The sequence below is a fragment of the Dactylosporangium sp. NPDC051541 genome (assembly GCF_044454505.1).
Lineage (GTDB): Bacteria > Actinomycetota > Actinomycetes > Mycobacteriales > Micromonosporaceae > Dactylosporangium.
In genome coordinates, this window is record NZ_JBITDU010000012.1 from 138,936 (window position 1) to 164,659 (window position 25,724).

Below are 25,724 nucleotides of genomic sequence, written 5' to 3' on the forward strand. Positions count from 1 at the left end.
GCCATGCCCGTAACCGTAGTCAGGGGGTACGACATTTCTCGGGTGGGTATGTTGGCGGCATGAGACCCGTGCGTACCGCCGCCCGATCGATGCTCGCGGCGATCTTCGTGATCCAGGGATGGTCGGCGTTCACCAACCCGGGGCGGCTCGCCGGGAAGGCCCAGCCGGTCACCGACCGGCTCGAGCCGACGATCAAGGCGCTGCACCCGAAGCTGCCGACCGAGGCCGAGGCGCTGGTGCGGGTCAACGGCGCGGCCCAGATGGCGGGCGGTGTGCTGCTGGCGACCGGGACGCTCACCCGGCCGGCGGCGCTGCTCCTGGCCGGTTCGCTGGTGCCGACGACGCTGGCCGGGCACGCGTTCTGGGACATCGAGGACCCGGCGCAGCGCACCCAGCAGCGGATCCAGTTCCTCAAGAACATGGGCCTGATGGGCGGCCTGCTATTGGCCGCGCTCGACAAGGAGGGCCGCCCGGATCTCCGCTGGCGGGCCGGTCACGCGGCGCGAGCGTCGGCGAGGAGCATCAAGCGGGCCCGCAAGCACCTCAAGGACAGTTCACCCATTCCTCTTGGCCATCGGTGAACACCTGACGTTTCCAGATCGGCAGCCGGGCCTTGACCTCGTCGACGAGGCGGGCGCAGAGCGCGAACGCCTCGGCCCGGTGCGCGGTGGAGACGGCGGCGGCCAGCGCGACGTCGCCGATCTCCAGCCGGCCGATCCGATGGGAGACGGCGACCGCGCGCACGGCCGGGTCGGCCGCGATCTCGGCCGCCACCTCGGCGAGGATGCCGGCGGCGCTGGGGTGGCCCTCATATTCGAGCTCGACCACGCCCCGGCCGCCGTCGTGGTCGCGCACGACGCCGGCGAATGACACGACCGCCCCGGCCGCGGGATCGGCGACGGCGCGCTCGTGGGCCTGCACGTCGAGCGGCTCGGTGGTGACGTCGGTGATGATCACAGCAGCGGCACCAGCTGGGCGAGGTCCCCGGCGCGGCCTTCGGTGCCGGGCGGGACGACCGCGAACCCGATCGAGTTGGCGAGGCCGCGCAGCATCGCGGAGCCCACGTGGCCGACCGGGTGCGCGCGACCCGCAGTCAGGGTGACCAGGGCCAGGTGCGTGAAGTCGCCGCGGCCCGGCACGTCGGCGCCGAGGGTCACGGTGGACGACTCCGGCATCGGGCGACCGGCGAGACCGGCAAGCAGTGGGAGTACCAGCGAAACCAGAGCGACGAACGTCGACTGGGGATTGCCGGGCAGGCCCGCGACGAACTGGCCGCCGGGCAGCTGCGCGACGAGCATCGGGAAGCCGGGACGGACGGCGACGGTGTTGACGATGTAGCGGGCGCCCAGCTCGGCGAGCGCGGGGTGCAGGTGGTCGACGGGTCCGTGCATGGTGCCGCCGGTGGTGCAGATCAGCTGCGCGCCGGCCGCGACCGCCGCCCGCAGCGCGGCGACGTGGTCTTCGAGGGTGTCGGCGACGGGACCGCGCTCGTGCACGACGGTCGCTCCCGCGCGGCGCAGCCAGGACGGCACCGAGGGTCCGAGCGCATCGCGGACGCGCCCGTGGCCGGGGGTCCCGGAGGTGAGCAGTTCGTCGCCGAAGACCAGCACGGCGGCCGTCGGCAAAGAGCGACAGACGAGGGTGTCGTACCCGCACGACGCCGCCAGTCCGATGACGCCCGGGGTCACCGGGGTCCCGGCCGGCAGGAGCTCTTCACCGGCGGCGGCCTCCTCACCCTGCCGGCGCCAGTCGGGCAGGCGCCGCGGCTCCCCGCTGACCAGGCCGTCGGTCGTGCTCGAGTCCTCGACGCGGACGACCGCGGTGGTGCCATCGGGCACCATGCCGCCGGTGGCGATCTCCACGCACGTCCCGTCGTCGGTGAGCGGCTTGGCCGTGTCACCGGCGAGCACCCGCCCGATGATCCGCCACGGCGCCGGACCGCGCGCGGCCCAGCCGTCGACGCTGGAGGTCGGGAAGGCCGGCAGGTCGGTCAGGGTCACCAGCGGTTCGGCGAGCGTGCGGCCGTCGGCCTCGAAGAGCGGTACCGAAGCGGCCGGTTCTTGGGCTTTTTGCTCGTGCGCGGCAGTGAGCACCGCTTCGCGGGCAGCCGTCCACGCGATCGGGATCGTCACGCTGGAAGCGTAGTCGTTTGCGGGTGATCGCCACCGCGAAGCTGGTCGACCGCGTGCCGGAGCACCGGCCGGAGCACCGCGAGACCATCCTTGGCGCCACCCCGGGACCCGGGGAGGTTGACGATCAGCGTGCGGCCCGCGACGCCGGCCAGCCCGCGCGACAGGATCGCGGTGGGCACCTTGGCCGCGCCGGCCGCCCGGATGGCCTCGGCGATGCCGGGGACCTCGTAGTCCAGGACCCGGCGGGTCATCTCCGGCGTGGCGTCCGTCGGGTTGATCCCGGTGCCGCCGCTGGTCAGCACCACGGTGGCGCCCCCGGCCACGGCCTCGCGCAGCGCCGCCTCGACCGGCGGGCCGTCGGGCACGACGACCGGATCGCCGACCTCGAACTCGAGCGCCCGCAGCCCCTCGACCAGCAGCGGCCCGCTCGTGTCGGCATAGATCCCCGCGGCCGCCCGGTTGGACGCCACCACCACTACCGCTTTCATGCCCGCTCCCACAGCCCGGTCTTGCCGCCTTCTTTGCGTATCACCCGCACGTGCTCGATGGACGCGGCCGGGTCGACCGCCTTGATCATGTCGATGAGCGCCAGGCCGGCCGTCGCCACCGCGGTGAGCGCCTCCATCTCGACGCCGGTGCGGTCGGCGGTTTTCGCGACGACTTCGATATTGATTGTCTCATCACGCAGCGTCAACTCGACGGTCACACCGTGCAAAGCAATCGGATGACACAGGGGAATCAGGTCGGGCGTGCGCTTCGCACCCATGATTCCGGCAATGCGGGCCACCGCCAGAGCGTCACCTTTCGGAAGCGCTCCGTCACGCAAGAGCGCGATGACTTCGCTGGTGGTGCGCACGAACCCGGCCGCGACGGCCCGCCGGGCACTCACATCCTTCGCTGCGACATCAACCATTCGGGCGGCACCCGAAGCGTCCACATGGGTCAACTCGTTTGGCACACCAAAGAGCTTAATGAGCGGAGGCGGAAGCACCGCCGATGCTGCACGCTAAGGACGTCTGCGTCGAATTTGCTATACGGAGCGTCACCTTCGCGTCGGCAAATCGTGACAAAGCCCGTTATAGTTCGCAAACTATGATTCGACGGACAAATCGTTTAGGGCATCTTGCGTTTTGCACCCTAGGCTGCGTTCAGCACTTAGAACGTCGATGGTCATCGATATCTGGTGCTAAAGGGGGGTCAAATCCACCACGCGGCCTTAGGAGGCGAAAATGCAGAAGGACTACGTCTGGCTCTGACCCCCGCGATGGGTTGACAAGCCAGCGGCGACATCGGCGACGATGAAGCTGAGCGATGCAGACAACACCGCGAACCGACGACGCGACCAACCGGCGCCTGTGGTGCCTCGTTGGTCCCGTCGTCGTCGGCGGGTCCGCCGCCGCACTGTGGGCACTGTGGAGCATCTCGACCCGCCAGGCCCAGTTCACCGGCATGGCCGTGCTCACCCTCGTGGTCATCGGCAACTTCTTCACCGTGATCGAGATCCGCATCCGATCGGTCAAGGAGGGCATCCACCCGATCACCGCGGTGATCACGCTCGCCGCCGTCTTCCTGCCGGCGGCGGAGATGATTCTCGGCGCCGCGTGCGGCCTGTTCCTTTCCCTGCTACTGCGCCGAGTGTCCGATCCGATGAAGATCGGGTTCAATGTCGGAAAAGAAACTATTTCCGCGTCGGCCGCCGCCTACGCCGCCTACTCGGTCGGCACGCAGCCGATCCTGTTGAATTCGACATTTTCCATTTCGGCCGTCATACCCGGACTGATCCTGGCATTTGTCGCATATACGTTGGTCGACGCGGTCGTGTCCCAGGCGCTGTTCGCGATCGTCACGCACAACCCGTTCCGCCAACTCGTGCTGGCCAACTTCGACGTCCAGCTCATCACCCGGCTCGCGCAGGCCACCGTCGCGCTGGCCACCGTCGCCGCATACCACGTCAGCGAGTGGCTGCTGCTCGTCCTGCCGCCCCTGGCCGTCGCGATCCACCTGGCCTTCGCCAACAAGACCCGCACCCGCCAGGGCAACGAAGCCTGGCAGCGCCTCGCCGAGGCCACCGACGAGTTCAACTCCGTCAACCAGACCGACGTCCTCTACGCGGCCGTGCGCCGAGCGACCGACATCTTCTCCACCGACCAGGCCGAAGTCGAGATCCGCCCGCCGAGCGGCGACGCCCGCCTCGTGCGCAGCGACGGCAAAGAGATCCTCTACGACGGGCCACCGCGCGACGCGCCGCCGTCCGAGGGATACCTGATCCCGGTCGCGCTGGAGAGCTACCGCGGCGACGGCGACCTGGGCGAGCTGCGGCTGCGCTTCCGCGGCTCCGGACCCGTGCGGTTCACCGACCGGGAGCAGTACACCCTGCGCACCTTCACCGCCGCGCTCTGCACCGCCATCCGCAACGCCGCCACCTTCGCCGAAACCCAGCGCCTCGCCGACAGCCACGCCCGCGCGGCCGCCCAGGACCCGCTCACCCGCCTGGCCAACCGGCGGCGGCTGCAGCAGTACGGCGACGAACTGCTCGCCGGGAACGCCGGAGTGGTGGGGGTACTGCTGATCGACCTCAACCACTTCAAAGAGGTCAACGACACCCTCGGGCACGCCGAAGGCGACCGGGTCCTCGTCGGCGTCGCCGACCGCCTCGCCGCCGCGGCCCGCCCCGGCGACCTCGTCGCCCGATTCGGCGGGGACGAGTTCGCGGTACTGCTCTCCGGCCTCAGCGCACCCGCCATCGCCGAACTGCGCGCCCACGCCATGCTCGACGCGCTCGCACCGCCCATCGAGCTCGACGAAATGCGCATCAGCGTCGAAGCCACCTGCGGCGTGACCACCGGCACCGGCGGCAGTGTCGGCGAACTCCTGCGGCGGGCGGACATTGCGCTGTACCAGGCCAAACAGGACGGCCAGCGGGTCGTCGTCTACGCGCAGGCCCGCGACACCGCCGACGTCACCAGCCTCACCCTCGGCGGCGACCTGGCCCGCGCCGTCGCCGAACACCAGTTCACCGTCCACTTCCAGCCGATCGTCGACCTGGCCAGCGGCAAAGTCATCGCGGCCGAAGCCCTCACCCGCTGGCAGCACCCCGACCGCGGCCCCCTCTCCCCGGACCGCTTCCTCGGCGCCATCGAACGCTCCGGCCAGCTCGCCGCCTTCGCCGACGCCGTCCTCGACCAGGCCCTGATCGCCGCCACCGACTGGGCCGACGCCGGCTACCCGATCCCGGTCGCGGTCAACGTCTCCCCCCGCAGCCTCCTCGACCCCAGCTTCCCCGACGCCGTGGCCCGCCGCCTCAGCGCCCGCGGCGTGCCGTCCAGCTCCCTGGTCATCGAACTCACCGAGTCCGTGACGCTGAGCAAGCTCGAGGTCGTCGACGAGGTCCTGGCCGCCCTGCGTGACCAGGGCATCCGGCTCGCGCTCGACGACTTCGGCACGGGCTTCTCCTCCCTGGCGACGCTGGCCCGGGTACCCGTGGACGAACTCAAGATCGACCGCACCTTCGTCTCGGCGATGAACACGTCCGCCCCCGGCGCCGTCGTGCGCTCCACCATCGACCTCGGCCGCAGCCTCGACCTGCTCGTCGTGGCCGAAGGCGTCGAGCGCGAAGACCAGCGCCAGCAGCTCTGGGAGCTCGGCTGCCCCGCCGGCCAGGGCCACCTCTTCGCCCGCGCCATGCCCTCCGACCGGCTGCTCGCCGCCCTCGACCGCGGCGAAGGCCACCTGGCCGCCCCGCTCCACGACACCGGCGCCGTGATCCGCATGTCCCGCAGCCGCCGAGCCCGCCGCATGGCCCAGGGCGGCACCGCCGAACCCCCCGGCCGTGAGCGCTCGACCTGACCCGTTGGCACAATGGTCGGATCGCTACCCGCCTGATCGACGCCGCTTTCTACGTGTTGTGTGCCGCCTTCGCCGCCGTCACCGCGCTCACCTCGACCTTGCTGCCACACCGCGCGTGGGGAGCGATCGCCTGGATCGGCTACACGGCCGGCGCCGCACTCGTCCTCGTCCTGTCCCGCCGCCTGGTGGTCTGGCTGGTGTTCGCCGCGACGGCCCTGCTCCCGCTGCTGGTCGAGTCGATCCAGCGCGCGTCCGGCCGCACCGACCGGGCCCAGGAGGAGGTACTGGTCGTCGAGCACATGGGCGACCGCCTGGTCCACACCGGCACCCCGTACCTGTCCCGCGCCGCGATCGCCGACCTGCCCGCGGACGACCGCCTGCTCGGCTACGCCCCCTACCAGCCCGGCATGTCGGTCTTCGGCCTCCCGCGGGCCGCGTTCGGCTCTTCGTGGTGGACCGACGCCCGCGTGTGGTTCGCGATCGTCACCCTTTTCTGCCTGGTGTACTCCCTGAAACTGCTACTCGCTGATGCGCACCGCCTGACCCAGGCCGTGGCCGCACTGCCGCTCTGCACCTTGACGCTGGCGACCGGCGGCGACGACATCCCGGTCCTGGCGCTCTGCGTGCTGGCCCTGGCCTTGGCCTCCCGCGACCGCTTCATCGCCGCCGGCGTGGCGGTCGGACTGGCCGGCGCCCTGAAGCTCTTCGCCCTGCCGGTGGCCTTGGTCCTGCTGGTCCTGGCCTGGCCGCCGCTGTCGAGAGCGGCCCGCTTCGCGGTGTTCGCCTTCGGCATCCCGCTGGTGGCTCTGGTGCCGGCTCTCGTGGTGCATCCGGACGCCTTCATGGAGAACGCGATCCGCTTCCCAACCGGCCAGGGCTTGGTGACGAGCCCCGCCCAGTCCCCGCTACCGGGCCACCTGATCGCAAGCTCGCTCCCAGCCGGCCGGACGATAGCCCTGGCCTTGCTCCTCCTAGCCGGCGCCGTGATCGCCTACCTGCTGTATCGCCACCGCCCGACGACCTCCGCCGCAGCCGCCGCCTTCATCGCCGCCGGCCTGACCGCGGCGATCATGCTCACCCCGACGACCCGCTTCGGCTACCTGCTCTACCCAGCCACCTTCCTCGCCTACTGGTGGGACCAGCGAAGGTCAGATAGCCATGTCAACGAACCGCGACAGGTGTAGCTGCGCCGCCACGGTAATCGTGTCAGTAGGCCCATTTCGATGCTTGGCCACGATGAAGTCCGCCTCCCCAGCCCGCGGCGACTCCTTGTCGTAGTAGTCATCCCGGTGCAAAAGGATGACAACGTCCGCATCTTGCTCAATTGAGTTGTGGGTCGCGATGCCGTTGGCGACGAAGTTGTGCAGGCCGGGCACCGTCGCGTCGTACACCTCCTGCTCCCCGATGCTCTCGATTGAGCGGATCTCGTCCCAGAACACGTCGTTCGTCGCGTGCAGCTCCAGATCCGCCCGGCCGAGCACCGCCGCGACCTGAGACAACCGCGACCGGCTCGGCGCGTGCTTCCACAGCGTGCTGCCGCTGAACTGCGTCCCCATCGCCGCCGCGAACTCGCGGTGCGACATGCCCTGGTCCTGCAAGATCGCCCGGACCGAACCCCAGATCTCCTTCGGGACCGTGTCGACGTTGGGGTTGCCCTGCCGGGACTCGAGCCGGGTCTGCAGTCGCTCGCAGGCGATGCCGCGGGCGCCGTGGACGCCGATCTCACGGACGAACCGGAGCTGATCGTCGCGGCCCGATACATCGAGCGTGAACATCGCCCGATGTGGCGTGGTCTTGCTCGTCTTGATCCGGCCGGTGATGCCGAACCGCAGCAGCAAGCGGGCCACACCCCGCACCATCGCCTCGCTGGTCGACGCGAAGTAGACCCGGCCGCCATTGCCGGGACGATCCTCGGGCGTGACGGTCACCGACCCGTCAGTCGCCCAGAGGTGCCGCAGGAAGAGCCGGACCTGCTCCTTGGGCAGCGAGAACACCCGCTCGGGCAGGAACTTCTCGTATGACCGCAGCCCGAAGAGCCCCAGCCCATCCAGCCACGCAGCGATTGGGTTCCGCCGCCCGCGAGCGAGCCTGAACGGTGCCGGCAGCCGCAGCGTCGTGACCCGGGCGGCCGGGTACTCGTCCCGGATCGCTGTGACGCCGAAGCCGGCTGCCGCCTCGGTCACCGCCGCCAAGTTGGCCTCGTCGATGCTGGCGTAGCGAACCGGCTGCCGAGCGACGAACGACCCATCACCGAGCATGTGAGCCAGCAGCACGACCTCGTGCTCCGCCCACGGCGCGATCTGCAGCGGCGGCGGGACATGCCGCGGCGCAGCGATCCGGCCGCCGACCTCGAGCTCGCCGAGCGGCGTCCAGCCGGTGAAGGTCAGGAACGGATGGTTGGCCGTCGCCTCGATCACCTTCCCGGACGCCAGCCGCATCCGGAACACCTCTTTGCGGCCGCTCGGGAAGGCGTGCGTCATCGTCCGCGGCACATACTGCAGCTTCTCGTTGAGCGACCACACTGGGACATCCTGCGCCCCGGACTCCAGCAGCTCCCCGAGCGTCGTCTCCGCGTTAGTATCCGCACGCAGGATCCGCGTCCCCGCCGTCAGACAGCCCGACTCACGAAGGTCGGACAGCTGTGGGCGCTTGTCGGTGCGCTGCTCGGGGCCACGGTTGAGCTGGCTCACCGCGACGACCGGGCACTCGACCTCCTTGGCCAGCAGCTTGAGGCCACGGGACAAGTCGGCGACCTCCTGCTGCCGGCTCTCGGTCCGCTTGGGGCTGGTCATGAGCTGCAGATAGTCGACGATGATGAGCTTCAGATCGTGCCGCTGCTTGAGCCGCCGCGCCTTGGCCCGGATCTCCATGAGGTTCATGCTCGGCGTGTCATCGACGAACAGCGGCGCCTCGCTGATCTCCCCCATCCGCCGCGCCAGCTTGGTCCAGTCGTCGTCCGACAACTGTCCCGACCGCAGCACGTGCAGCGGCACCCGAGCCTCCGCCGAGAGCAGCCGCATGACGATCTCGACCTTGGACATTTCCAGACTGAAGATCGCCGACGCCATGTTGTGCTTCACTGACGCCGCCCGGCTGAAGTCCATGGCGGCGGTCGAGTTGTGCGTGGGGATCATGGCCTCGCCGGCCAGGTAGAGGTGGTCGGCGTTGTCGACCTGCACGCAGCGGACCGGCACGCTCGCCACCGGCCGGACGGCGACGACGTATCGAAGCCTGGTCCGGGCCGTGCTCGTGGTGCAGCGCCGGGACCGCTGGGCGTCGCGTTTGCGCTCGAGCCGGAACACGTCGTCAGCGGTGGTGAAGTTGAGCGTGTAGGCGATCGACGAGGCGGCCGTGCGCCCACGGACGTCGCTCCGGGTCACGGTGCAGCGGTATCCGAGGCTGACCACGAGCTCCCGCACGTCCCGCGCCAGGCGCTCGCTGGTCGACGTGAACTGCACGTTGCCGGTCGTCGTCACCGTGCCATCGGTGTCGAGCAGCCCGGCCAGCAGTGCGCGCCGCTGCGCCTCGGACCCGCGCAGGTATGTGGCCGGGATGTGCTTGTCGCCCAGCACACCGAGGGCTCGCAGGTCGCGGGTCAGCGAGCCCTTGGGCTGCGCACTGCGCAGACCGTAGAGCATCGGGTGCGCCGAGCTCGGCACGACCAGGTAGCCGTCGGCCTCGATCAGCGCCACGATCTGCGGGTCCGCGGTCGTGAGCCGGGGTGCGGCGGAGTGCCCGTCACCGAGCCAGGCCCCGAGTGTGTAGGGCGCCACCAGCAGTGCCCGGTCGGGCAGCTGCAGCGCGCCCGCGTTGCGAACGGCGTGGTTGAGGCGGCCGTCGGTCGGGTGCCGGAGCGTGGCCGCGATCTCAGCGGTGGTCACCGTCTTCGGGTGGACCGCCGTGGTCTCGGCGTTCATCGTCCGCCCGACCCGCCGGCTCAGCTCACCGACCCGCGCCGGCCGCGAGTAGGCCTGGATCGACCGCCGCCACGGCCGACCGGACCGCGCGTATTCCCGCGTCACGACACCGACAGTGCCGACCTCATGACCGGCGATGTCCAGGATGTGCCGGAACTGCTCGCCGACCAACGTCGCCGCTTCGCCGAAGGTCACCAACTCATCAGGGGCGGCCATGACGCTTCGCCGCACGCTCGCGAGCTCGGCCCGGGCGGCAGCGCCGGTCGTGGTCGTCCACAGGTGTTCGGCGTCGGCCACGATCACTGAACCGTCGGAGAACTCGACCTCGTAGCACGGCCGGTCGTGCAGCACGTCGAAGGCGTTGACGATGGTGGTCGGCCGCCCGTCGGCACCGAGCAGCTGATCGCCCGCCCGCACCTGGCCCATCGTGGTCCAGCCGTCGGGTGTGGGGAGCGGGGTGTCGAGAGCCAGAGCCTTGCCGAGGCCGGGTCGGCCGGCGACGATGACCAGCTGGCCGGCGTGGAGGCCGTTGAGCAGGCGGTCCAGGTCCTGGAAGCCGGTCGGGACGCCGGTCATCATGCCGCCCTGGGCGCCGACGGCTTCGATCTCGTCCAGGGTGGGCTGGAGCATTTCGGCAAGAACGGCGAAGTCTTCGCTGACGCGCTTCTCGGTGACGTCGTAGATGGCCTGCTGGGCCAGGTCGACCACGTCGTCGACGTCGCGGCCGCCTTCGGCGCTGGAGCCGTAGCCGAGCTGGACGATGCGGGTGCCGGCTTCGATGACGCGGCGCAGGACGGCGCGCTCGGCGACGATGCGGGCGTAGTAGCTGGCGTTGGCCGCGGTCGGGACCGCGGTCATCAGGGTGTGCAGGTATGGGGTGCCGCCGATTTTGGCGATGTTGCCGGTGTCGGTCAGCGCGGCGGCGACGGTGACGGCGTCGGCGGGCTCACCGCGGCCGTAGAGGTCGAGGATGGCGTCGTAGATGACGCTGTGCGCGGGCTTGTAGAAGTCCTGGGTCTTGAGGATCTCCACGACGTCGGCGACCGCGTCCTTGCTCAGCAGCATGCCGCCGAGGACGGACTGCTCGGCCGCGACGTCCTGGGGCGGGGTGCGCTCGAACGTCTCGGCGCCGCCGGATGGCCGCTCGCGGTCGCCGCCGCCCTTGAAGTTCTTACCGCCGCCGCGGCGCTCCTGCGGCTCGGGAGCTGGTCCTTCGTGGTCCGGGGGCGGTTCTTCGTCCCACGGATCGCTCCGCTTGTCATCGGTGATCGACACTTCCGCCCCCCAACGCCATACCTTCCAGGCCCTAGTAGACCTCGGGGGTACGACAAAAACTCGCCGGCGCGACGGCGCGCGCCCGCGCAACGGTATGGGGCGACTGGCGTTCGATGAAAGTTAGCCGGTGGACAACTCTGCGGACAACCTGTGGACTGAGGCCCCAGACCTTGGGAAAGGCTGTGTATACCCCTGTGGATAACCTTCCATAACAGCTGCTTGAATGCCCTCTGAGCTGCGGCTATCGCGTCCACAGCCTGTGTGCGAGAAAAAGAGGGGCACGGATTTTCCGGCTGGACGACCGATTGCGGAAAGGTCACGAATGGGTGACGCTCCGGCAGTGAGTTACCCGGATTGGGATCGGCCGCGCGGCCGGCGCGAACAGCCGACGCCTGAGACGGGGCGCTGGGATCCGCGGCAGGAACGCTGGATCCCGCAGCAGCGCACGCCGGAGGAGGACGGCTGGGGCATCGAGCCGTTCCCGGCCCGCTCCGATCCGTCCCGCCGCCCGGGCCAGGGCCGGGTCCTCGACCACGACGACTGGGCCGATGCCGAGCGCCGCCCGCGCCGCCGGCTGCCCCTCCCTCCGCCGCCGCCGAGCCAGCGCGACGAGGAGGACGAGGAGGAGGAGGACGACGACGAGGACGAGCCGGACCAGCACAGCCTCTACATCGGCTCCTTCATCTCGACCGCGTGCTGGTATCTCATCCCGTTCGCCGCATACGTCGGGTGGGCGCTCACCCTGTCCGACGATCCGCGCCCGGGCTGCACGACGGCGTTCGGGCTGCCCTGCCCGTCACAGCATGACGAGGCTCTGGCGAACATCGGTCATCTGGTACCGCAGCTCGCCGTCTCCATGGCGCTGAGCATCATCGTCGCGATGGTCCTGGGCAAGGTCACGGCCGGCTGGCGGCCGTTCGCCATCGGGTTCGCCAGCGCGGTGCTGGGTGCGGGCCTGGCCACGGTCGGTTTCGCGGTCCTGGCGACGCAGGATCTCGGTCTTTAGAAAATCAAGGTTCGGTCACCGTAGGGTCACGCCCGGATCCGCCCGCTGAGCGCTGCCGTCAGACCTGCCAAACAGCTTTGACGGGGAGGGACGATGGCACGAGCTCTACGCGCGGCCGCAGTGCTCGCGCTGGCCGCCGCACTGCTGGCGGCCTGCGGCGCGGACAGCAACGACAGCAGCAGCGGCGCCGACAGCGCCAAGAACGGCGCACCCGCATACGGCCCGACGGGGACACCCGAGGGCCTCGCCGCGGGCGCCGCGACACCGGAGAAGAACGCGGACTCCGAGCGGGCCGCGGCGGGCGAGATCGCGGCGGCCGACCGGCCCGTGTCGACGTTTGCGGTGGACGTCGACACGGCCTCATACGGCTTCGCGAAGCGCACCCTGCAGTCCGGCCGTCGCCCCGCGGCCAACACGATCCGCCCCGAGGAGTTCGTCAACTCCTTCGACCAGCAGTACCGCGAGCCGGAAGGCAACGGCTTCGCGATCAACACTGACGGCACCCGGCTGCCGGCCACGCATCGCGGCGCCGAGGACAACGCCCGGATCCTGCGCGTGGGCCTGCAGACCCGCGGCGAGTCCGACACCAACCGCCCGGACGCGGCCCTGACCTTCGTCGTCGACGTGTCGGGTTCGATGTCGGAGCCGGGCAAGCTGGATCTGGTGCAGCACGGCCTCGACACGCTCGTCGACCAGCTGCGCCCGACGGACTCGGTGGCGCTGGTCGCCTACTCGGACCGGGCCGAGGTACTGCGCCCGATGACGTCGGTCCGCGACCGTCAGGCCGTGCACGCGGCGATCGATCGTCTCAAGGTCGCCGGGAGCACGAACCTGGAGGCCGGCCTGCGCCTCGGCTACGACACGGCCCGCAAGGGCTTCCGCGACAAGGCCACGAACCGCGTCATCCTGCTTTCCGACGGCCTGCCCAACGTCGGGACCACCGACGCGACGCCCCTCGTGCGCGAGATCCAGGAGGCCGCGGCCAAGCAGATCACGCTGCTCGGTGTCGGCGTCGGCAGCGACTACGGCGACCGTTTCATGGAGCAGCTCGCCGACAAGGGCGACGGTTACGTCGTTTACGTCAGCACGGAGGCCGAGGCCGATCGGGTCTTCGTGCAGCAACTCCCCGCGACTGTCGCACTGCGGGCCCTGGACGCCAAGGCACAGGTCGAATTCGACCCGAAGACCGTCCTGTCGTACCGTCTGATCGGCTACGACAACCGCGCGCTCTCGGCCTCCCAGTTCCGCAACGACAAGGTCGACGGCGGCGAGGTGGGCCCGGGCCACGCGGTCACGGCGCTCTATGCACTGCACTTGCGCCCGGGCGCCGCGGGCCACCTGGCCGACGTACGGGTCCGCTGGCAGGATCCGAAAACCCGGGAGCCGAGCGAGCTCGCGGAGCCGGTGACGGTCAACGCCCTGGATCGCGACTTCACCGAGGCCGCCAAGCCGCTCCGGGTCTCCTACGCGGCCGCCTACCTGGCCGAGGTACTCCGCAACAGCCAGTACGCCGAGGAGGTCCGCCTCCCCGACCTGCGAACGATCGCCCGGTCAGCCGGCGACACAACCCAGATCCGCGACCTGACCACCATGATCACCGACGCCGAGTCCCTCTACGGCTGATCCACTCATCCACCCGCCGCACCCGCGCGAGCCGTACGGACGCCGCAACGAGGCGCGCGTCCGTCGGCGAAGCGGGAACGCCAGACGAGACGAGCCACAGCCGAACGAGCGTCACATGTGGCGCACGCGATGAGCGAACACACCACGCGAGGCGGGCGCGAGTTCATCTGAGCGTCCCGCGGCGAGCGGTGTCGGTGGCAGCGCGGCATGGGCGTGCGGCGTGGAGCGTGCGGCGTGCGGCGTGCGGCGTGCGGCGTGGAGCGCGCGGCGTGCGGCGTGGAGGCGCTGGAAACGGGAACGGGCCCCGGAGGACGAGTGTCCTGCGGGGCCCGAGCCTGCTTGCGCGTCCTACTTGGCGGCCGTGACCTTCAGCGTGAAGACCGCGGCGACCTCCGGGTGCAGCTTGATCTGCACCTTGTAGTCGCCGACCGACTTCACGTGGCCCGGCAGCTCGAGGCGGCGGCGGTCCAGATCCGGGCCGCCGGCCTTCTTGACGGCGTCGACGACCTCGGCCGAGGTGACCGAGCCGTAGAGTCGGCCTTCGCTGCCGGCGCGGACGGCCAGCGAGACCTTGAGGCCCTCGAGCTGGGCCTTGACCTCGTTGGCGTGCCCGAGGTCGCGGATCTCCCGGGCCGAGCGGGCCCGCTTGATCGTCACGATCTGCTTCTCGCCGCCCTTGGACCACGGAATCGCGAACCCCTGCGGCAGCAGGTAGTTGCGCCCGTATCCGTCCTTGACCTCGACGATGTCGCCGGGCGTGCCGAGGCCGGTGACTTCCTGGGTAAGGATGATCTTCATGTCGCCGGCCCCCTAGCGCGTGGTCGCGGTGTAGGGGAGCAGGGCCATCTCACGCGCGTTCTTGACGGCGCGCGCGATCTGACGCTGCTGCTGGGCGGTGACACCCGTCACCCGCCGAGCGCGGATCTTGCCGCGGTCGGAGATGAACTTGCGCAGCAGCGCGGTGTCCTTGTAGTCGATGTAGGCGATGCCCTCCTTGTCGAGAGGGTTCACCTTCTTCTTCGGTTTGCGCAGGGCCGCAGCCTTCGCCATTGCTCTTGCTCCTGATGCCATTAGAACGGGGGCTCCTCATCGAACGAAGAGTTCGACCTGCCGCCGCCACCGCCGCCACCACCGCCGGCCGGGGTCGCGTTGGCCCACGGGTCGTCTTGATACCCGCCGCCACCACCGCCCCCGCCACCGCCGCCGTTGCCACCGGAGCCGAAGCCACCGCCGCCACCACCGGAGCTGCGCGACATCTTCTGCACCTTGGCAGTCGCGTAGCGCAGCGAGGGGCCGATCTCGTCGACCTCCAGCTCGATGACGGTGCGCTTCTCGCCCTCGCGCGTCTCGTATGACCGCTGCCGGAGCCGGCCGGAGACGATGACTCGCGACCCGCGGGTCAGCGACTCGGCGACGTTCTCGGCCGCCTGGCGCCAGACCGTGCAGGACAGGAACAGCGGATCGCCGTCCTTCCACTCGTTGGTCTGGCGGTCCATCGTCCGAGGGGTCGAGGCCACCCGGAACTTGGCCACCGCCGCTCCCGACGGAGTGAAACGCAACTCAGGATCATCGGTCAGGTTGCCTATGACCGTGATCGTCGTATCTCCCGCTGCCATATGAGTCAACTCCTCGCGCGCTGGTATGTGGCACCTTGCCACAGGGGTACGACAGTTTTTCGTCGTGGCCTGTGACCTGGGGCCGGGCGAAGCAGATCGATCTCGCCTGGATCCGCTTAGCGGACCTCGGGCCGGATGACCTTGGTGCGCAGCACGGACTCGTTGAGTCGCAGCTGACGGTCCAGCTCAGCCACGCTCTCCGGCGACGCCTGGAGGTCGATGACGGCGTAGATACCCTCGGTCTTCTTGTTGATCTCGTACGAGAGGCGCCGGCGGCCCCACACGTCGAGCTTCTCGACCGAGCCACCCGACGTCCGAATCACATTCAGATACTGATCGAGCGACGGTGCGACGGTGCGCTCCTCGAGACTGCCGTCGAGGATCACCATGATCTCGTAATGACGCAAGACTTTCTCACCTCCTACGGGCTAAGCGGCCGCGGTCCATCCGCGGCAGGAGGTCCAGCGTCGTCCATCGAAATGCAGACCGATGGACCGAACCAGAGTACATGCTGGTGTGTCCGGACCGAAAATCCCTTGGACACAAGAGACCGCGGGGCGCGTCATCCGCTTCGTTGGGTGGGACCTGGGGAGGAACGACCACACCGGTGCTTTGGATGACTGCGCCCCGCGGAGCTTTATAAATTGTACCTTAAGCGAAGCTCGCCCGTGATGCCCGTTGCGCGATAATAGCCCGAATTGCGGCGATTCCGACGCCCACCACGCACACCGTCGCGACCAGCGCCAGCAGGCCGGCCGGGCCGTTGCTCGCCGGGCCACTGGCGGCCACGGGCTCCTCGACGGTGACCCGGTCGTCGGCGGATGCCGCACTGGGGTCCACGCCCATGGCGGGCGCCGCCGCCGCGCTCGGGTCGACGAGCGCCGGGTCGATGGGTTCGGTACCCAGCTCACCCGCGTCGGCCGCCGGAGCCGAACCGTCCGTGCCGGCCTGTGCCGTCGGCGTCTTGGTCGAGCGGGAGCCGCCCGAGCGGTTGGTGATCACGCCGTTCGCGGCACCGGCCGCCGCGCCTGCGGGCCCGTTCGCCGGCCCGGTCGTCTTCGTCGTGCCCGGCGCGGCCTTGGCCTGCGGCTGCGCGGCCGGCCCGGCGGGGGCGGCAGCGGCCGGCGGCGGCGTGGTCACACCGACCGAGACGGGCTTGAACTGCTGCACCACACCGACTCCGCAGTCGAAGGTCATCGCGACCTCCACCGGCCCCTTCTTGAAGAGGACAGGCACCTGCTGATTCGGCTGTACCGTCGCGACGGACTTCCCGTCCACCTTCAGCGACGCGTTCTGCCCGAGGCGGTTGACGAAGTTGACCCGCGAGTCCGACGGCACCGACACGTTGCCGGTGCTCGGCTCCGACTTGCAGACCAGAAGACTGAGCACGCTGCCGCCGGAGAACTCGACCGACGGGGACTCAGGTGCGGCGCTCACCGGGCCGGCGCCCACGGTCAGGGCCGCGGCGGCGAGCGCCGCGGCGGTAGCCGCCAGACGGACTGCCGTTCGGTGTCCAGACAAGGTAGCCATACCAGTAGCCATCCAGGGTTGGGGGAATCTGTCGGGGTGGCCGTTCCATCGAGCCGGTTGAGCACTGCGCGATCACGAGCGGCTACGGACGTAACGACGCGATCGGCGAGACGGTGACGGAAGACCGGCATTCCGGACGCATCGGTCGCCGTCCCCGAGGCGGGTCGCGCGAAGTGTCACACCCACGTCGTAGGCTCTGCGGCATGCGAATCGGTGCTCACGTCGACCCCGCTGAGCCGCTGGCCGAGGCCGCCGCCCGCGGTGCGGACCTCATCCAGTTCTTCCTGACCGACCCGCAAGCCTGGACCGATCCCAAGGATCGCGAGGACGCCGAGGCGATACGCGCGGCCGAGATCGACATCTATATCCACGCGCCGTATCGGATCAACGTCGCCTCGTCGAACAACCGGATCCGCATTCCGAGCCGAAAACTGCTGTTCAGCCACGCGGCCGGGGCGGCCAAGGTGGGCGCCAAGGGCCTCATCGTCCACGGCGGCCACGTCGAGAAGGCCGACGGGCTGGACGCCGGTTTCGACAACTGGCGCAAGACGTTCGCCTACGCCGCGGAGCAGGGCGGCTTCGCCACACCGGTCCTGATCGAAAACACGGCCGGCGGCGACAACGCCTGCGCCCGCCGCTTCGACAACCTGGCCCGGCTGTGGGACGCCATCGGTGACTACGAGGTCGGTTTCTGCCTCGACACCTGCCACGCCCACGCCGGCGGTGAGGACCTGCTCGACATCGTGGACCGGGTCAAGGCCATCACCGGCCGCATCGACCTCATCCACGCCAACAACTCGCGCGACGGCTTCGACTCCGGGCGAGACCGGCACGACAACATGACATCCGGCGAGATCGATCCGGAGCTGATCGTCGCGGTGATCCGCGCGGCCGGCGCACCGGCGCTCGTCGAGACTCCGGGCGGCGCCGAGGGCCAGGGCGCCGACATCACCTACCTGCGGGAGCGGCTGGCGTGAGCAACGTTTCGTCGGATTCGGTACTACCTGTGCCTCCCGGCTCCGCCCCGTCCTCGCCCCCGGGTCAGGACCCCATCGCGCCCAACGGCCACGCGAAGGGCAACGGCGCCGCGGCGGACGCGGACGAGAAAGTTTCGGCCACGGCGGCTCCGGAGGCACCTGCTTCAGATACCGCCGATTCCAGTGGTACTGCCAGTGCCGCACCCGCCACCACAGAGCCCACGACGGACACCGTAGAAGCCGCGACGAGCACCGCCGACACCGCGAAAGTCGACGGCGCCGCTCCCACATCCAGCACCGCCGACACGACGAAGGCCGACCGCGACGAGCTCGCGACGAGCACCGCCGACACCGCGAAAGTCGACGGCGCCGCTCCCACATCCAGCAACGCCGACACGACGAAGGTCGACGGCGCCGAAGTCGCCAAGGTCACGAAGACGGACGCGGTCGCGAATGCCGGCGGCGAGCCATCAAGCGCCGAGGTCGACGGCGGCGGGGCAGCCACCGAGACGATCGTCCCGGCCGCGGCAACCGCTGCGAGTCCGCCGGCCAAGAAGTCGCCCAGGTCCAGGCGCGGCAAGAAGAGCGACGACGTGAAGACCACCGAGGTGGGCCCGGCCGGCGTGGCGCCCGCGAAAGCGGACGGGGCAGCGACCGAGACCAGCGAAGCCGGTGACACGAAGACCGGCGATACGAAAACGGGCGGCACAAAGACCGCTGACGAGAGCGACCCGGACCGGAAGGACGCGAAAGGCGAGGCGGACGGCGAGGACGCGGAGGACGGGAAGGAGGCCGGGAGCAGCGAGCCGGCGGACCCGTTCGGTGCGTTCGCGCCCGAGCCTGAGCTCGTCCCCGGCCGGGTCGGGCGGGTCACCCGGACGAGCGGCTCGGCCGTGGCGCGGTTCTTCGCGCACGAGTGGACCCTGGCCGCGATCGGCTCCGTGCTGCTGGCGATCCTCATGACCTGGCCCGCGGTCCTCCACCCGGCGACGACGATCCCGCAGGACATCTGGGACCCGACGCTGCAGGCCTGGCAGATGTCGTGGGCCGGGCACATTCTGACGACCGATCCGCTGCAACTCTGGCACGCCAACGCGTTCTACCCGGACCAATACAGCTACGCGTTCTCGGACACGCTGCTCGGATACGCACCGGCCGGCATGATCGGCAGCGGTCCCGAGGCGGCGATCGTGCGGTACAACATCGTCTTCGTCTTCATCTTTGCTTTTGCCTTCTTCGGCGCCTATGCGCTGGTGCGGCAGCTCGGGGCCGGGCGCACGGGCGCGGCGGTGGCGGGCGCGGCGTTCGCGTATGCGCCGTGGCGGCTCGGGCAGGCCGGGCACCTACACGTGCTGTCGATCGGCGGGATCGCGCTGTCGCTGGCGATGCTGGCGCGCGGCCACGGGTTTTCGTTCACGAAGGGATACGAGCCGGAGAAGCGCCGCTGGGGCTGGGTGGTCGGCGGCTGGGCGGTCGCGGCCTGGCAGGTCAGCCTCGGGTTCGGCATCGGCATGCCGTTCATCTACGCGCTGCTGTTCATCGTGCTGATCACGGCGATCGTGTGGTTCTACAAGCAGATCTTCCGCTGGGCGGTGCGACGGCCGTTCGGCTGGAAGCTGTTCTTCGCCAACCTCGGCGGCGGGCTGCTCTTCACCGCGGTGAGCGGGATGATGGCCTACCCGTATCTGCAGGTCCTGAAGCTGCACCCGGAGGGCAAGCGCGAGGAAAGCATCATCAGCCTGTTCTCGCCCCCGCTGAAGGGCTTCTTCATCTCGCCGCCGGAGTCGTGGCTGTGGGGCGACGCCTACGCCAACGCCCGCTCGACGCTGGGCTGGGCGCCGGAGATGGCGCTGCTGCCGGGCTTCTTCCTTTACGGGCTCGCCTTCGCCGGCCTGTTCGTGTCGGTCTGGAAGCTGAAGCACCGGATCTGGCTCGGCGTCGGCGTGGTCATCACGGCGATGCTCGCGATGGGCAGCAACGGCCCCGGCCACGGCGACTGGGGCTACATGGCGCTCTACCGCGTGCTGCCGGGCTTCGAGGGCATCCGCACCTCGGGCCGGCTCATGGTCTGGGTGACGCTGTTCCTGGCCCTGCTGGCGGCCGGGGCCGTGAGCGCGTTCGCGGACCGCGCGGTCGAGCTCTTCGCCGACCAGACCCAGTCCGACGTGGGCGACCGCGCCGGAGTGTGGCGCCTCATCACGCTCATTCCGCTGGTACTCGTCCTGGCCGAAGGCATACACAAGCCCGGCCCGAACCCCGAGGTCCCGGTGTCCCCGGTCGCGATGAGCACGCTGCAGGCGCCGTTGATGGTCCTGCCGACCCACGAGCTCCTGGACATGAACGTCATGCTCTGGAGCACCGACGGCTTCCCGAAGATGGTCAACGGCGGCAGCGGCTTCACCCCGGACGACCAGCAGATCATGCGCCTGAACATGCAACAGTTCCCGGACGCGGCCACCGTGGCGCAGCTCCGCGAACTGAACATCCACACGGTCGTGGTGCTACGCGACCGGGCCCAGGGCGGCGAATACGCGAAGGCCATCGACGCACCCATCGACGGCCTCGGCATCAGCCGAACGGAGCAGGGCAACGTCATCCTGTACAAGATCGACGGCTGACCGCCCCACCGAACGTCAGCTGACGCCGCAACAAACATCAGCTCCACCGCAGAGAGGTCCCCGGCCTGCCCACCAGGCCGGGGACCTCTTTGTCGTTCAAACCGCGCGACAGCCGCCGTCAAGGTTGCGCCGCCTCGAGTAGCTGACCGGCCCGCTCGGGCTGCGGCCGGCCCGGGGAACCCTTCGTGTCGACTTGGGTGCGGCTAATGGCTCGGCGCCGTCGTATCCGAGGGCTCCTGGGCCAGATCGACACTGCGGCGAAGGTCGGCCGGGGCGACGGCCCGCTTCGACCCGCGTCTGGTCGGCGGCGAGACCGGCAACGTTTGGCGCGGGCGGGTTCAGAGGCCGGTGCGGAGCAGGGCGAAGGCCTCGTTGGCGTTGGCTACGGCGTCCGGGTAGACCTCGTCGGCCGTCTCGCCGGCCAGCAGGCGGTTGGTGTTTTCGGTGACCAGGGCGTGGCGGGCGCCGATGATCATGGCGGCGGCGGCGCGGTGGCGGAAGTCGGGGCCTAGTTCGGCGGCCAGCTGGTCGGTCTGGCCGTTGAAGAGGGTCAGCGCGCGCTGGGTCAGGCTCGGCGTGGTGAAGACCAGGCGCAGGACGGCCAGGACGTTGGGCTTGTCGCACAGGCCGGCGTTGGGGTCGCGGTTGGCCAGGGCGGTCAAGAAGTGCCGGTGCAGCGCGTCGACCGGGGACTCGCCCGGTGCGCGGGTCCGCACGACCTCGGCCGGCTCGCCGACGTGCTCGGACATCGGGCCGACGACCAGGTCTTCCTTGCTCGGGTAGTAGTTGAAGAAGGTCATCTTCGAGACCTCGGCGGCGGCCGCGATCTGCGCGACCGACACGTTGTCGAAGCCGTGCTCGACGAACAGCTCGATCGCGACGTTCCACAGGGCTGAGCGCGTCTGCGCCTTCTTCCGCTCCCGCAACGTTTCCGCCGACATGCCCAGAACTATACCAGGATCAAACTTGTACCAAGTCTAAATTTGTGCTTAGTCTAATAAGCATGACGAAGCTCCAGCGCAAGCTCGGGTCACTGCTGTGCCTGTTCACGATCGTGCTGGCCATCCTCGACCAGAACATCGTTTCCGCGGCCGTCGTGCCGATCGTCCGCGACCTCGATCCGCTCCACGGAGTCGAGCATGTCGCCTGGCTCGTCGCGGCGTTCGCCCTGGCGTCCACCGTGGTCCTGCCGCTGTACGGCCGCCTCACCGACTCGTTCGGCGCCAAAACGGTCTGGCTCTCCGCCGTCGGCGTCTTCCTGCTCGGCTCGGTCCTGTGCGGGGCGGCGCAGAGCATGGGCCAGCTCATCGCGTTCCGGGCGGTCCAGGGCATCGGCGCCGGCGGCCTGATGAGCGTGACCATGGTCGTCCTGGCCAACCTGGCCGAGCCGGGGGAGGACCGCGGCAAGAACGCCGGCCTGGGCGGGCTCGTCGCCGGGGTCGGGATGGCGATCGGCCCGTTCATCGGCGGCCTGTTCGCCGACAACGGCAACTGGCGCGGCATCTTCTACATCAACATCCCGCTCGGCCTGATCGTGATCGCCGGCGGGCTGTTCGCGATCAAGATCCCGCAGACCACCCGGCCCACCAGCCTCGACCTGCCCGGCGCGGCCCTCGCGGGGTCATTCGCGGCCGGCCTGCTGCTCGTGTGCGAATGGGGCGGTCAGCGGTTCCCGTGGACGTCGCCGGCCATCATCGCGCTCATCGCGGCCACGCTCGTGAGTCTGGCCCTGTTCGTCTGGCGCGAATCGGTCGCGGCGCATCCCGTGCTCCCGCTGACCCTGCTGCGCGACCGCACCATCCGCGGCAGCTACGCGATCCAGCTGCTCATCGGCGCGGCGATGATCGGGACAATGGTCCATTTGATGCTGTACCTCCAGGTCGCGCGCGGTGTCAGCTCGTCCAGCTCCGGCCTGTACCTGGCGTTCATGGCCCTCGGCCTGACCGTCTCCGGGATGGCCGGCAGCCGGTTGCCGCTCGGCACCAGGGCGGCCCTGCTCGTGGGCACCGGCTGCGCGGCCGTGGCCATCGGCGCGATCGCGCTCTTCGTCCACCAGGACTCGTCGCTCTGGGCGATCCGCAGCGCGCTGGTCCTGCTCGGCGTCGGCTTCGGCCAGCTCATCGGCCGCCTGATCATGGTGGTGCAGGACACCGCACCCGCGCACCAGCTCGGCGTCGCGACCACCGGCATCCGGTTCTTTCAGGCACTGGGCACGGCGGTCGGTGCGGCGGCGCTGGGGTCGGTGCTGAGCCGGGTCTACGACGCGCACGGCCGCACCCCGGGCGGCTTCGCGACCGGCCTGGAGATCGTCTTCCTCGTCGCCGGCGCGATCGTCCTGCTGGCGCTCCTGGTCGTTGTCCGGCTCCGGGTGGCCGCGCCGGGCACAGGCAGTACCAATGCAGAAAGGCTTGGCTCGAAAGACATCGAGCCAAGCCAATCATGGATTCACGTGAAACCGGAGAATGAGGCGACTAGCCGGTCTTGACCAGCACCGGCGGGCCGGACGGAGGCGGCGGTTCGGCCAGTGCGGCGGCGTCGAGCGGGTCCTCGTTGTAGACGCCGCCGTCCGGATCGTCGCCCTCGTAGGTCTGCCGGACGACGTCCTCCTCGGGCCGCCGGATGTCGCGGATGACGTAGCCGACCAGGATCGCCAGGGTGACCAGCCGCAGCATCGAGGCCAGCACGAACACGCCCTCGGGGAACACCTGGCGCCCGGAGGCCCCCATGAGCTCGCCGTAGAAGGAGACGAAGTAGAGCACCTCGGCCACCTGCCAGGCCAGGAACGCGCCCCACTTCGGCCGGGCCAGGACCGCGAGCGGGACGAGCCACAGGACGTACTGCTGCGACCACACCTTGCCGGTGATCAGGAAGGCGGCCACGATCAGGAACGCCAGCTGGGCCAGGCGTGGCTCCTTGGGGGCGGTGAGCCCGAGGATGAGCACGCCGGCGCAGCAGATCAGGAACAGGCCCAGGTAGAGGACGTTGAGCGTCGCGTGTTCGGGGTCCAGATCCAGATTTTGGAAGAACGGGAAGCCGTATTGCCCGTTGCCGCGCGGGAAGTGGGCGCCGATGTACCACAGCGTGCCCCAGTCGATCCCGCGCAGCTGGTTGAACTGCCAGAACTTGACCCAGGAGTCGTAGAAGAAGAACGCCACCGGCAGATTGACCACGCACCAGGTGGCCACTCCGGAGCCCAGGGTTATGAAGAAGTCTCTCCACTTGCCGGTTCGTATGCTCAGGACCAGCAGGGCACCGAGGATGAGCACGGGATAGAGCTTGGCCGCGGTCGCCAGGCCGAGGAAGACGCCCGCGAGCACCGGTTTTCGTTTCGCCCAGTAGGCCATCGCCACGGCGGTCAGGCCGACCGTGAACAGGTCCCAGTTGACGGTGGCGGAGACGAAGAGCGCGGGCGCCAGGGCGAAGAGGGCCGCGTCCCACGGTCGTCGGCGCCGCACGGCGAGGGTGGCCCCGACGGCCAGGATGCCGAACGCGCCCAGGACGACGGCGTTGACGTCGTAGAACGTCTGGCCGTCGTTCTGCACGATGCCGCGCTCGTGCAGGTTGTGCACCGGCAGGCCCAGGACACCCATGAAGGCGCCGGTGAGCACCGGGTATTCGACCTGGTGGTCGGCGTAGGGGACCTGGCCCTCGTTGAGGCCCTCGGCGTAGTACAGCGCGAGGACGTCGGTGTAGCAGAAGTACTTGTACTGCTTCATGTCCACCCACGCCGCGTCGCGGCAGGGGGCCTTCTGCATCCAGTGGAAGCTCAGCATGGCGCAGATGAGCAGCAGCACCACCCGGGCCGGCGTCCAGAACCGACCGCCGCCGGGCAGCCGGACACGGGACCGGACGGCATGCGTGCCGAGGGGACCGCCGATCGACTCGGACAGGCCATTGATGAAGCGGTCGGAGTTGGCGGGCTCGTCGACTAGATGCTCGGGTCGCGCACCGGGCTGGCCCTGGGTCGTCGGCATTGGGTCACCGTACCGTCGCGGGCTCAGAAGTCGATGCAAGGCCCGGCTCGACGCGGGAATCCGTGCGGATCGGCAGGGCGAACAGCAGGGCGACCATCAGCAGCAGGTACCAATTCTTGATGATGAATCCCTGGACGCCGTGGCTCCACGGGTCCAGCGGCAGCCCCTGCTCGAACCAGGAGACCAGGCCCAGCCCGACCGTCACCGCGATGACCACGGCCAGCCAGGCCCGCCGCCGGACCGCGACCAGCACGATCATGGCCGGCACGAACCAGTAGATGTGGTGCACCCAGGTGATCGGGCTGACCAGGCAGCCGACGATCCCGGTGATGGTCAGGCCGACGACCTCGTCACCCGCGAGCGCGGCCTTGCGAGCCCGCCACAGGCCCAAGCCCAGCGCCGCGAGCACGAGCACGGCCCAGATCAGCCGGTTGGGATCGTCCGGCGCGGTGAGCCGGGCGAGCATGCCATAGAAGGACTGGTTGAAGGTGTACGCCGCGTTGCCGAGACCTTCGCCTTTCCACAACGCGTCCGTCCAGAAGTCGATCGATGCCCGGGGGCCGATGGCGAACGCCAGCAGGCTGGCCGCCGCGGCGCTCACGATCGCCGTGAGGCCGGCCCGGTATCGGCGGCTGAGCAGCAGGTAGACGATGAAGATGGCCGGCGTCAGCTTGATCGCGGCGGCCAGACCGATGAGCACGCCGGCCCAGCGGCTGCCCCTCGGCAGTAGCACGAGGAGGTCGGCCAGGACCAGCACGACGAGCACCATGTTGATCTGGCCGAACGTGTAATTCTCACGGACCGGCTCGAGGGTGCTGATCACGGTGAGCGCGAGGACGAGCGCGAACGGCAGCTCCCAGCCCTTACGCCGGGCCACGGGGGCGAGCAGCCAGTAGGTGGTGATCGCGACGGCGGCGATCGTGATGACGCTGTAGAGGATCACCGCACCCAGCCATGGCAGCACCGCGAACGGCACCAGGATGAGCGCGCCGAACGGCGGGTAGGTGAAGCCGAGCTGCCCCTGGGTGTCGTCGGGCTTCGTGTAGTCGTAGAGGTCGTGGCCGTCGAGCCACCAGTTCACGGCCTGGCGGTAGATGCCGAGGTCGAACCAGTCGTGGCGGTTGCGGTACCAGATATGCCCATAGACGACCACCGCCACGAAGAGGCCCAGCACTACCCACCGGACTACGGTCCTGCGCCGGCCCGACTC

At 69.7% G+C, this 25,724-nt stretch carries 21 protein-coding genes; 8 read left to right on the forward strand and 13 right to left on the reverse strand.

Going from position 1 to position 25,724, the window contains the following annotated elements:
* The first annotated feature begins 59 nt into the window (after positions 1-59).
* A complete protein-coding gene (locus tag ACIA8L_RS40690) occupies positions 60-581 on the forward strand; it encodes a DoxX family protein (protein ID WP_395913118.1) in 522 nt (173 codons plus the stop codon).
* Here ACIA8L_RS40690 and ACIA8L_RS40695 read toward each other — a convergent pair.
* The 4 genes from ACIA8L_RS40695 to moaC are packed head-to-tail and all read right to left on the reverse strand — an operon-like array spanning position 544 to position 3,090.
* The gene (locus ACIA8L_RS40695; RefSeq protein WP_395913119.1) at positions 544-957 is read right to left on the reverse strand and encodes a molybdenum cofactor biosynthesis protein MoaE; all 414 of its coding nucleotides are present in this window, start codon (positions 955-957) and stop codon (positions 544-546) included. The two genes, ACIA8L_RS40690 and ACIA8L_RS40695, sit on opposite strands and share 38 nt — an antisense overlap.
* Positions 954-2,132 (reverse strand): molybdopterin molybdotransferase MoeA, encoded by a 1,179-nt coding sequence (locus ACIA8L_RS40700; RefSeq protein WP_395913121.1) that lies wholly within the window; start codon positions 2,130-2,132, stop codon positions 954-956. Before ACIA8L_RS40700 ends, ACIA8L_RS40695 begins: the two co-directional genes overlap by 4 nt.
* Positions 2,129-2,620: a molybdenum cofactor biosynthesis protein B gene (locus ACIA8L_RS40705; protein WP_395913123.1), complete on the reverse strand. Its 492-nt coding sequence runs from the start codon at positions 2,618-2,620 to the stop codon at positions 2,129-2,131. The genes ACIA8L_RS40700 and ACIA8L_RS40705 overlap by 4 nt, the downstream gene beginning before the upstream one ends.
* On the reverse strand, positions 2,617-3,090 hold the full coding sequence (moaC, locus tag ACIA8L_RS40710) for a cyclic pyranopterin monophosphate synthase MoaC (protein WP_395913125.1): 474 nt from the start codon (positions 3,088-3,090) through the stop codon (positions 2,617-2,619). The genes ACIA8L_RS40705 and moaC overlap by 4 nt, the downstream gene beginning before the upstream one ends.
* A gap of 353 nt (positions 3,091-3,443) precedes the next feature.
* Here moaC and ACIA8L_RS40715 point away from each other — a divergent pair, with 353 nt between their 5' ends.
* Positions 3,444-5,978 carry a putative bifunctional diguanylate cyclase/phosphodiesterase gene (locus tag ACIA8L_RS40715; protein WP_395913127.1) on the forward strand — a complete coding sequence of 845 codons (2,535 nt, stop codon included), beginning with the start codon at positions 3,444-3,446 and terminating at the stop codon, positions 5,976-5,978.
* A 53-nt stretch (positions 5,979-6,031) separates the two neighbouring features.
* Positions 6,032-7,162 (forward strand): glycosyltransferase 87 family protein, encoded by a 1,131-nt coding sequence (locus tag ACIA8L_RS40720; RefSeq protein WP_395913128.1) that lies wholly within the window; start codon positions 6,032-6,034, stop codon positions 7,160-7,162.
* On the opposite strand, the gene ACIA8L_RS40725 is transcribed toward ACIA8L_RS40720, so the two are convergent.
* Positions 7,127-11,170 (reverse strand): replicative DNA helicase, encoded by a 4,044-nt coding sequence (locus tag ACIA8L_RS40725; protein WP_395913130.1) that lies wholly within the window; start codon positions 11,168-11,170, stop codon positions 7,127-7,129. The genes ACIA8L_RS40720 and ACIA8L_RS40725 overlap by 36 nt on opposite strands.
* Before the next feature lie 340 nt (positions 11,171-11,510).
* On the opposite strand from ACIA8L_RS40725, the gene ACIA8L_RS40730 reads away from it, so the two are divergent.
* Both ACIA8L_RS40730 and ACIA8L_RS40735 read left to right on the forward strand, forming a co-directional pair.
* On the forward strand, positions 11,511-12,176 hold the full coding sequence (locus tag ACIA8L_RS40730) for a hypothetical protein (RefSeq protein ID WP_395913132.1): 666 nt from the start codon (positions 11,511-11,513) through the stop codon (positions 12,174-12,176).
* 93 nt (positions 12,177-12,269) lie between these two features.
* Positions 12,270-13,799, forward strand: coding sequence for a von Willebrand factor type A domain-containing protein (locus ACIA8L_RS40735; RefSeq protein WP_395913134.1), 1,530 nt, complete (start codon positions 12,270-12,272; stop codon positions 13,797-13,799).
* Positions 13,800-14,147: 348 nt separating this feature from the next.
* Here the strand turns inward: ACIA8L_RS40735 and rplI are convergent, their stop codons facing one another.
* From rplI to ACIA8L_RS40760, 5 genes are all read right to left on the reverse strand, one after another.
* On the reverse strand, positions 14,148-14,597 hold the full coding sequence (gene rplI, locus ACIA8L_RS40740; protein WP_395913135.1) for a 50S ribosomal protein L9: 450 nt from the start codon (positions 14,595-14,597) through the stop codon (positions 14,148-14,150).
* Between the two features lie 12 nt (positions 14,598-14,609).
* A complete protein-coding gene (gene rpsR / locus ACIA8L_RS40745) occupies positions 14,610-14,849 on the reverse strand; it encodes a 30S ribosomal protein S18 (RefSeq protein WP_223100246.1) in 240 nt (79 codons plus the stop codon).
* Positions 14,850-14,869: 20 nt separating this feature from the next.
* A complete protein-coding gene (locus ACIA8L_RS40750) occupies positions 14,870-15,415 on the reverse strand; it encodes a single-stranded DNA-binding protein (protein ID WP_395913137.1) in 546 nt (181 codons plus the stop codon).
* 116 nt (positions 15,416-15,531) lie between these two features.
* Positions 15,532-15,822, reverse strand: coding sequence for a 30S ribosomal protein S6 (rpsF, locus tag ACIA8L_RS40755; RefSeq protein ID WP_223100250.1), 291 nt, complete (start codon positions 15,820-15,822; stop codon positions 15,532-15,534).
* A 244-nt stretch (positions 15,823-16,066) separates the two neighbouring features.
* Positions 16,067-16,852, reverse strand: coding sequence for a hypothetical protein (locus ACIA8L_RS40760; protein WP_395913139.1), 786 nt, complete (start codon positions 16,850-16,852; stop codon positions 16,067-16,069).
* Positions 16,853-17,148: 296 nt separating this feature from the next.
* Here ACIA8L_RS40760 and ACIA8L_RS40765 point away from each other — a divergent pair, with 296 nt between their 5' ends.
* Positions 17,149-17,922: a deoxyribonuclease IV gene (locus ACIA8L_RS40765; protein WP_395913141.1), complete on the forward strand. Its 774-nt coding sequence runs from the start codon at positions 17,149-17,151 to the stop codon at positions 17,920-17,922.
* Between the two features lie 512 nt (positions 17,923-18,434).
* A complete protein-coding gene (locus ACIA8L_RS40770; RefSeq protein WP_395913358.1) occupies positions 18,435-20,540 on the forward strand; it encodes a hypothetical protein in 2,106 nt (701 codons plus the stop codon).
* A gap of 338 nt (positions 20,541-20,878) precedes the next feature.
* Here the strand turns inward: ACIA8L_RS40770 and ACIA8L_RS40775 are convergent, their stop codons facing one another.
* Positions 20,879-21,481: a TetR/AcrR family transcriptional regulator gene (locus ACIA8L_RS40775; protein ID WP_395913143.1), complete on the reverse strand. Its 603-nt coding sequence runs from the start codon at positions 21,479-21,481 to the stop codon at positions 20,879-20,881.
* Between the two features lie 62 nt (positions 21,482-21,543).
* On the opposite strand from ACIA8L_RS40775, the gene ACIA8L_RS40780 reads away from it, so the two are divergent.
* Entirely contained in the window at positions 21,544-23,025 is a 1,482-nt protein-coding gene (locus ACIA8L_RS40780) for an MFS transporter (protein ID WP_395913145.1), read from the forward strand.
* Here the strand turns inward: ACIA8L_RS40780 and ACIA8L_RS40785 are convergent.
* The gene (locus ACIA8L_RS40785; RefSeq protein WP_395913147.1) at positions 23,012-24,514 is read right to left on the reverse strand and encodes a glycosyltransferase family 87 protein; all 1,503 of its coding nucleotides are present in this window, start codon (positions 24,512-24,514) and stop codon (positions 23,012-23,014) included. The genes ACIA8L_RS40780 and ACIA8L_RS40785 overlap by 14 nt on opposite strands.
* A gap of 4 nt (positions 24,515-24,518) precedes the next feature.
* A complete protein-coding gene (locus ACIA8L_RS40790; RefSeq protein ID WP_395913149.1) occupies positions 24,519-25,688 on the reverse strand; it encodes a glycosyltransferase 87 family protein in 1,170 nt (389 codons plus the stop codon).
* Positions 25,689-25,724: the final 36 nt, after the last annotated feature.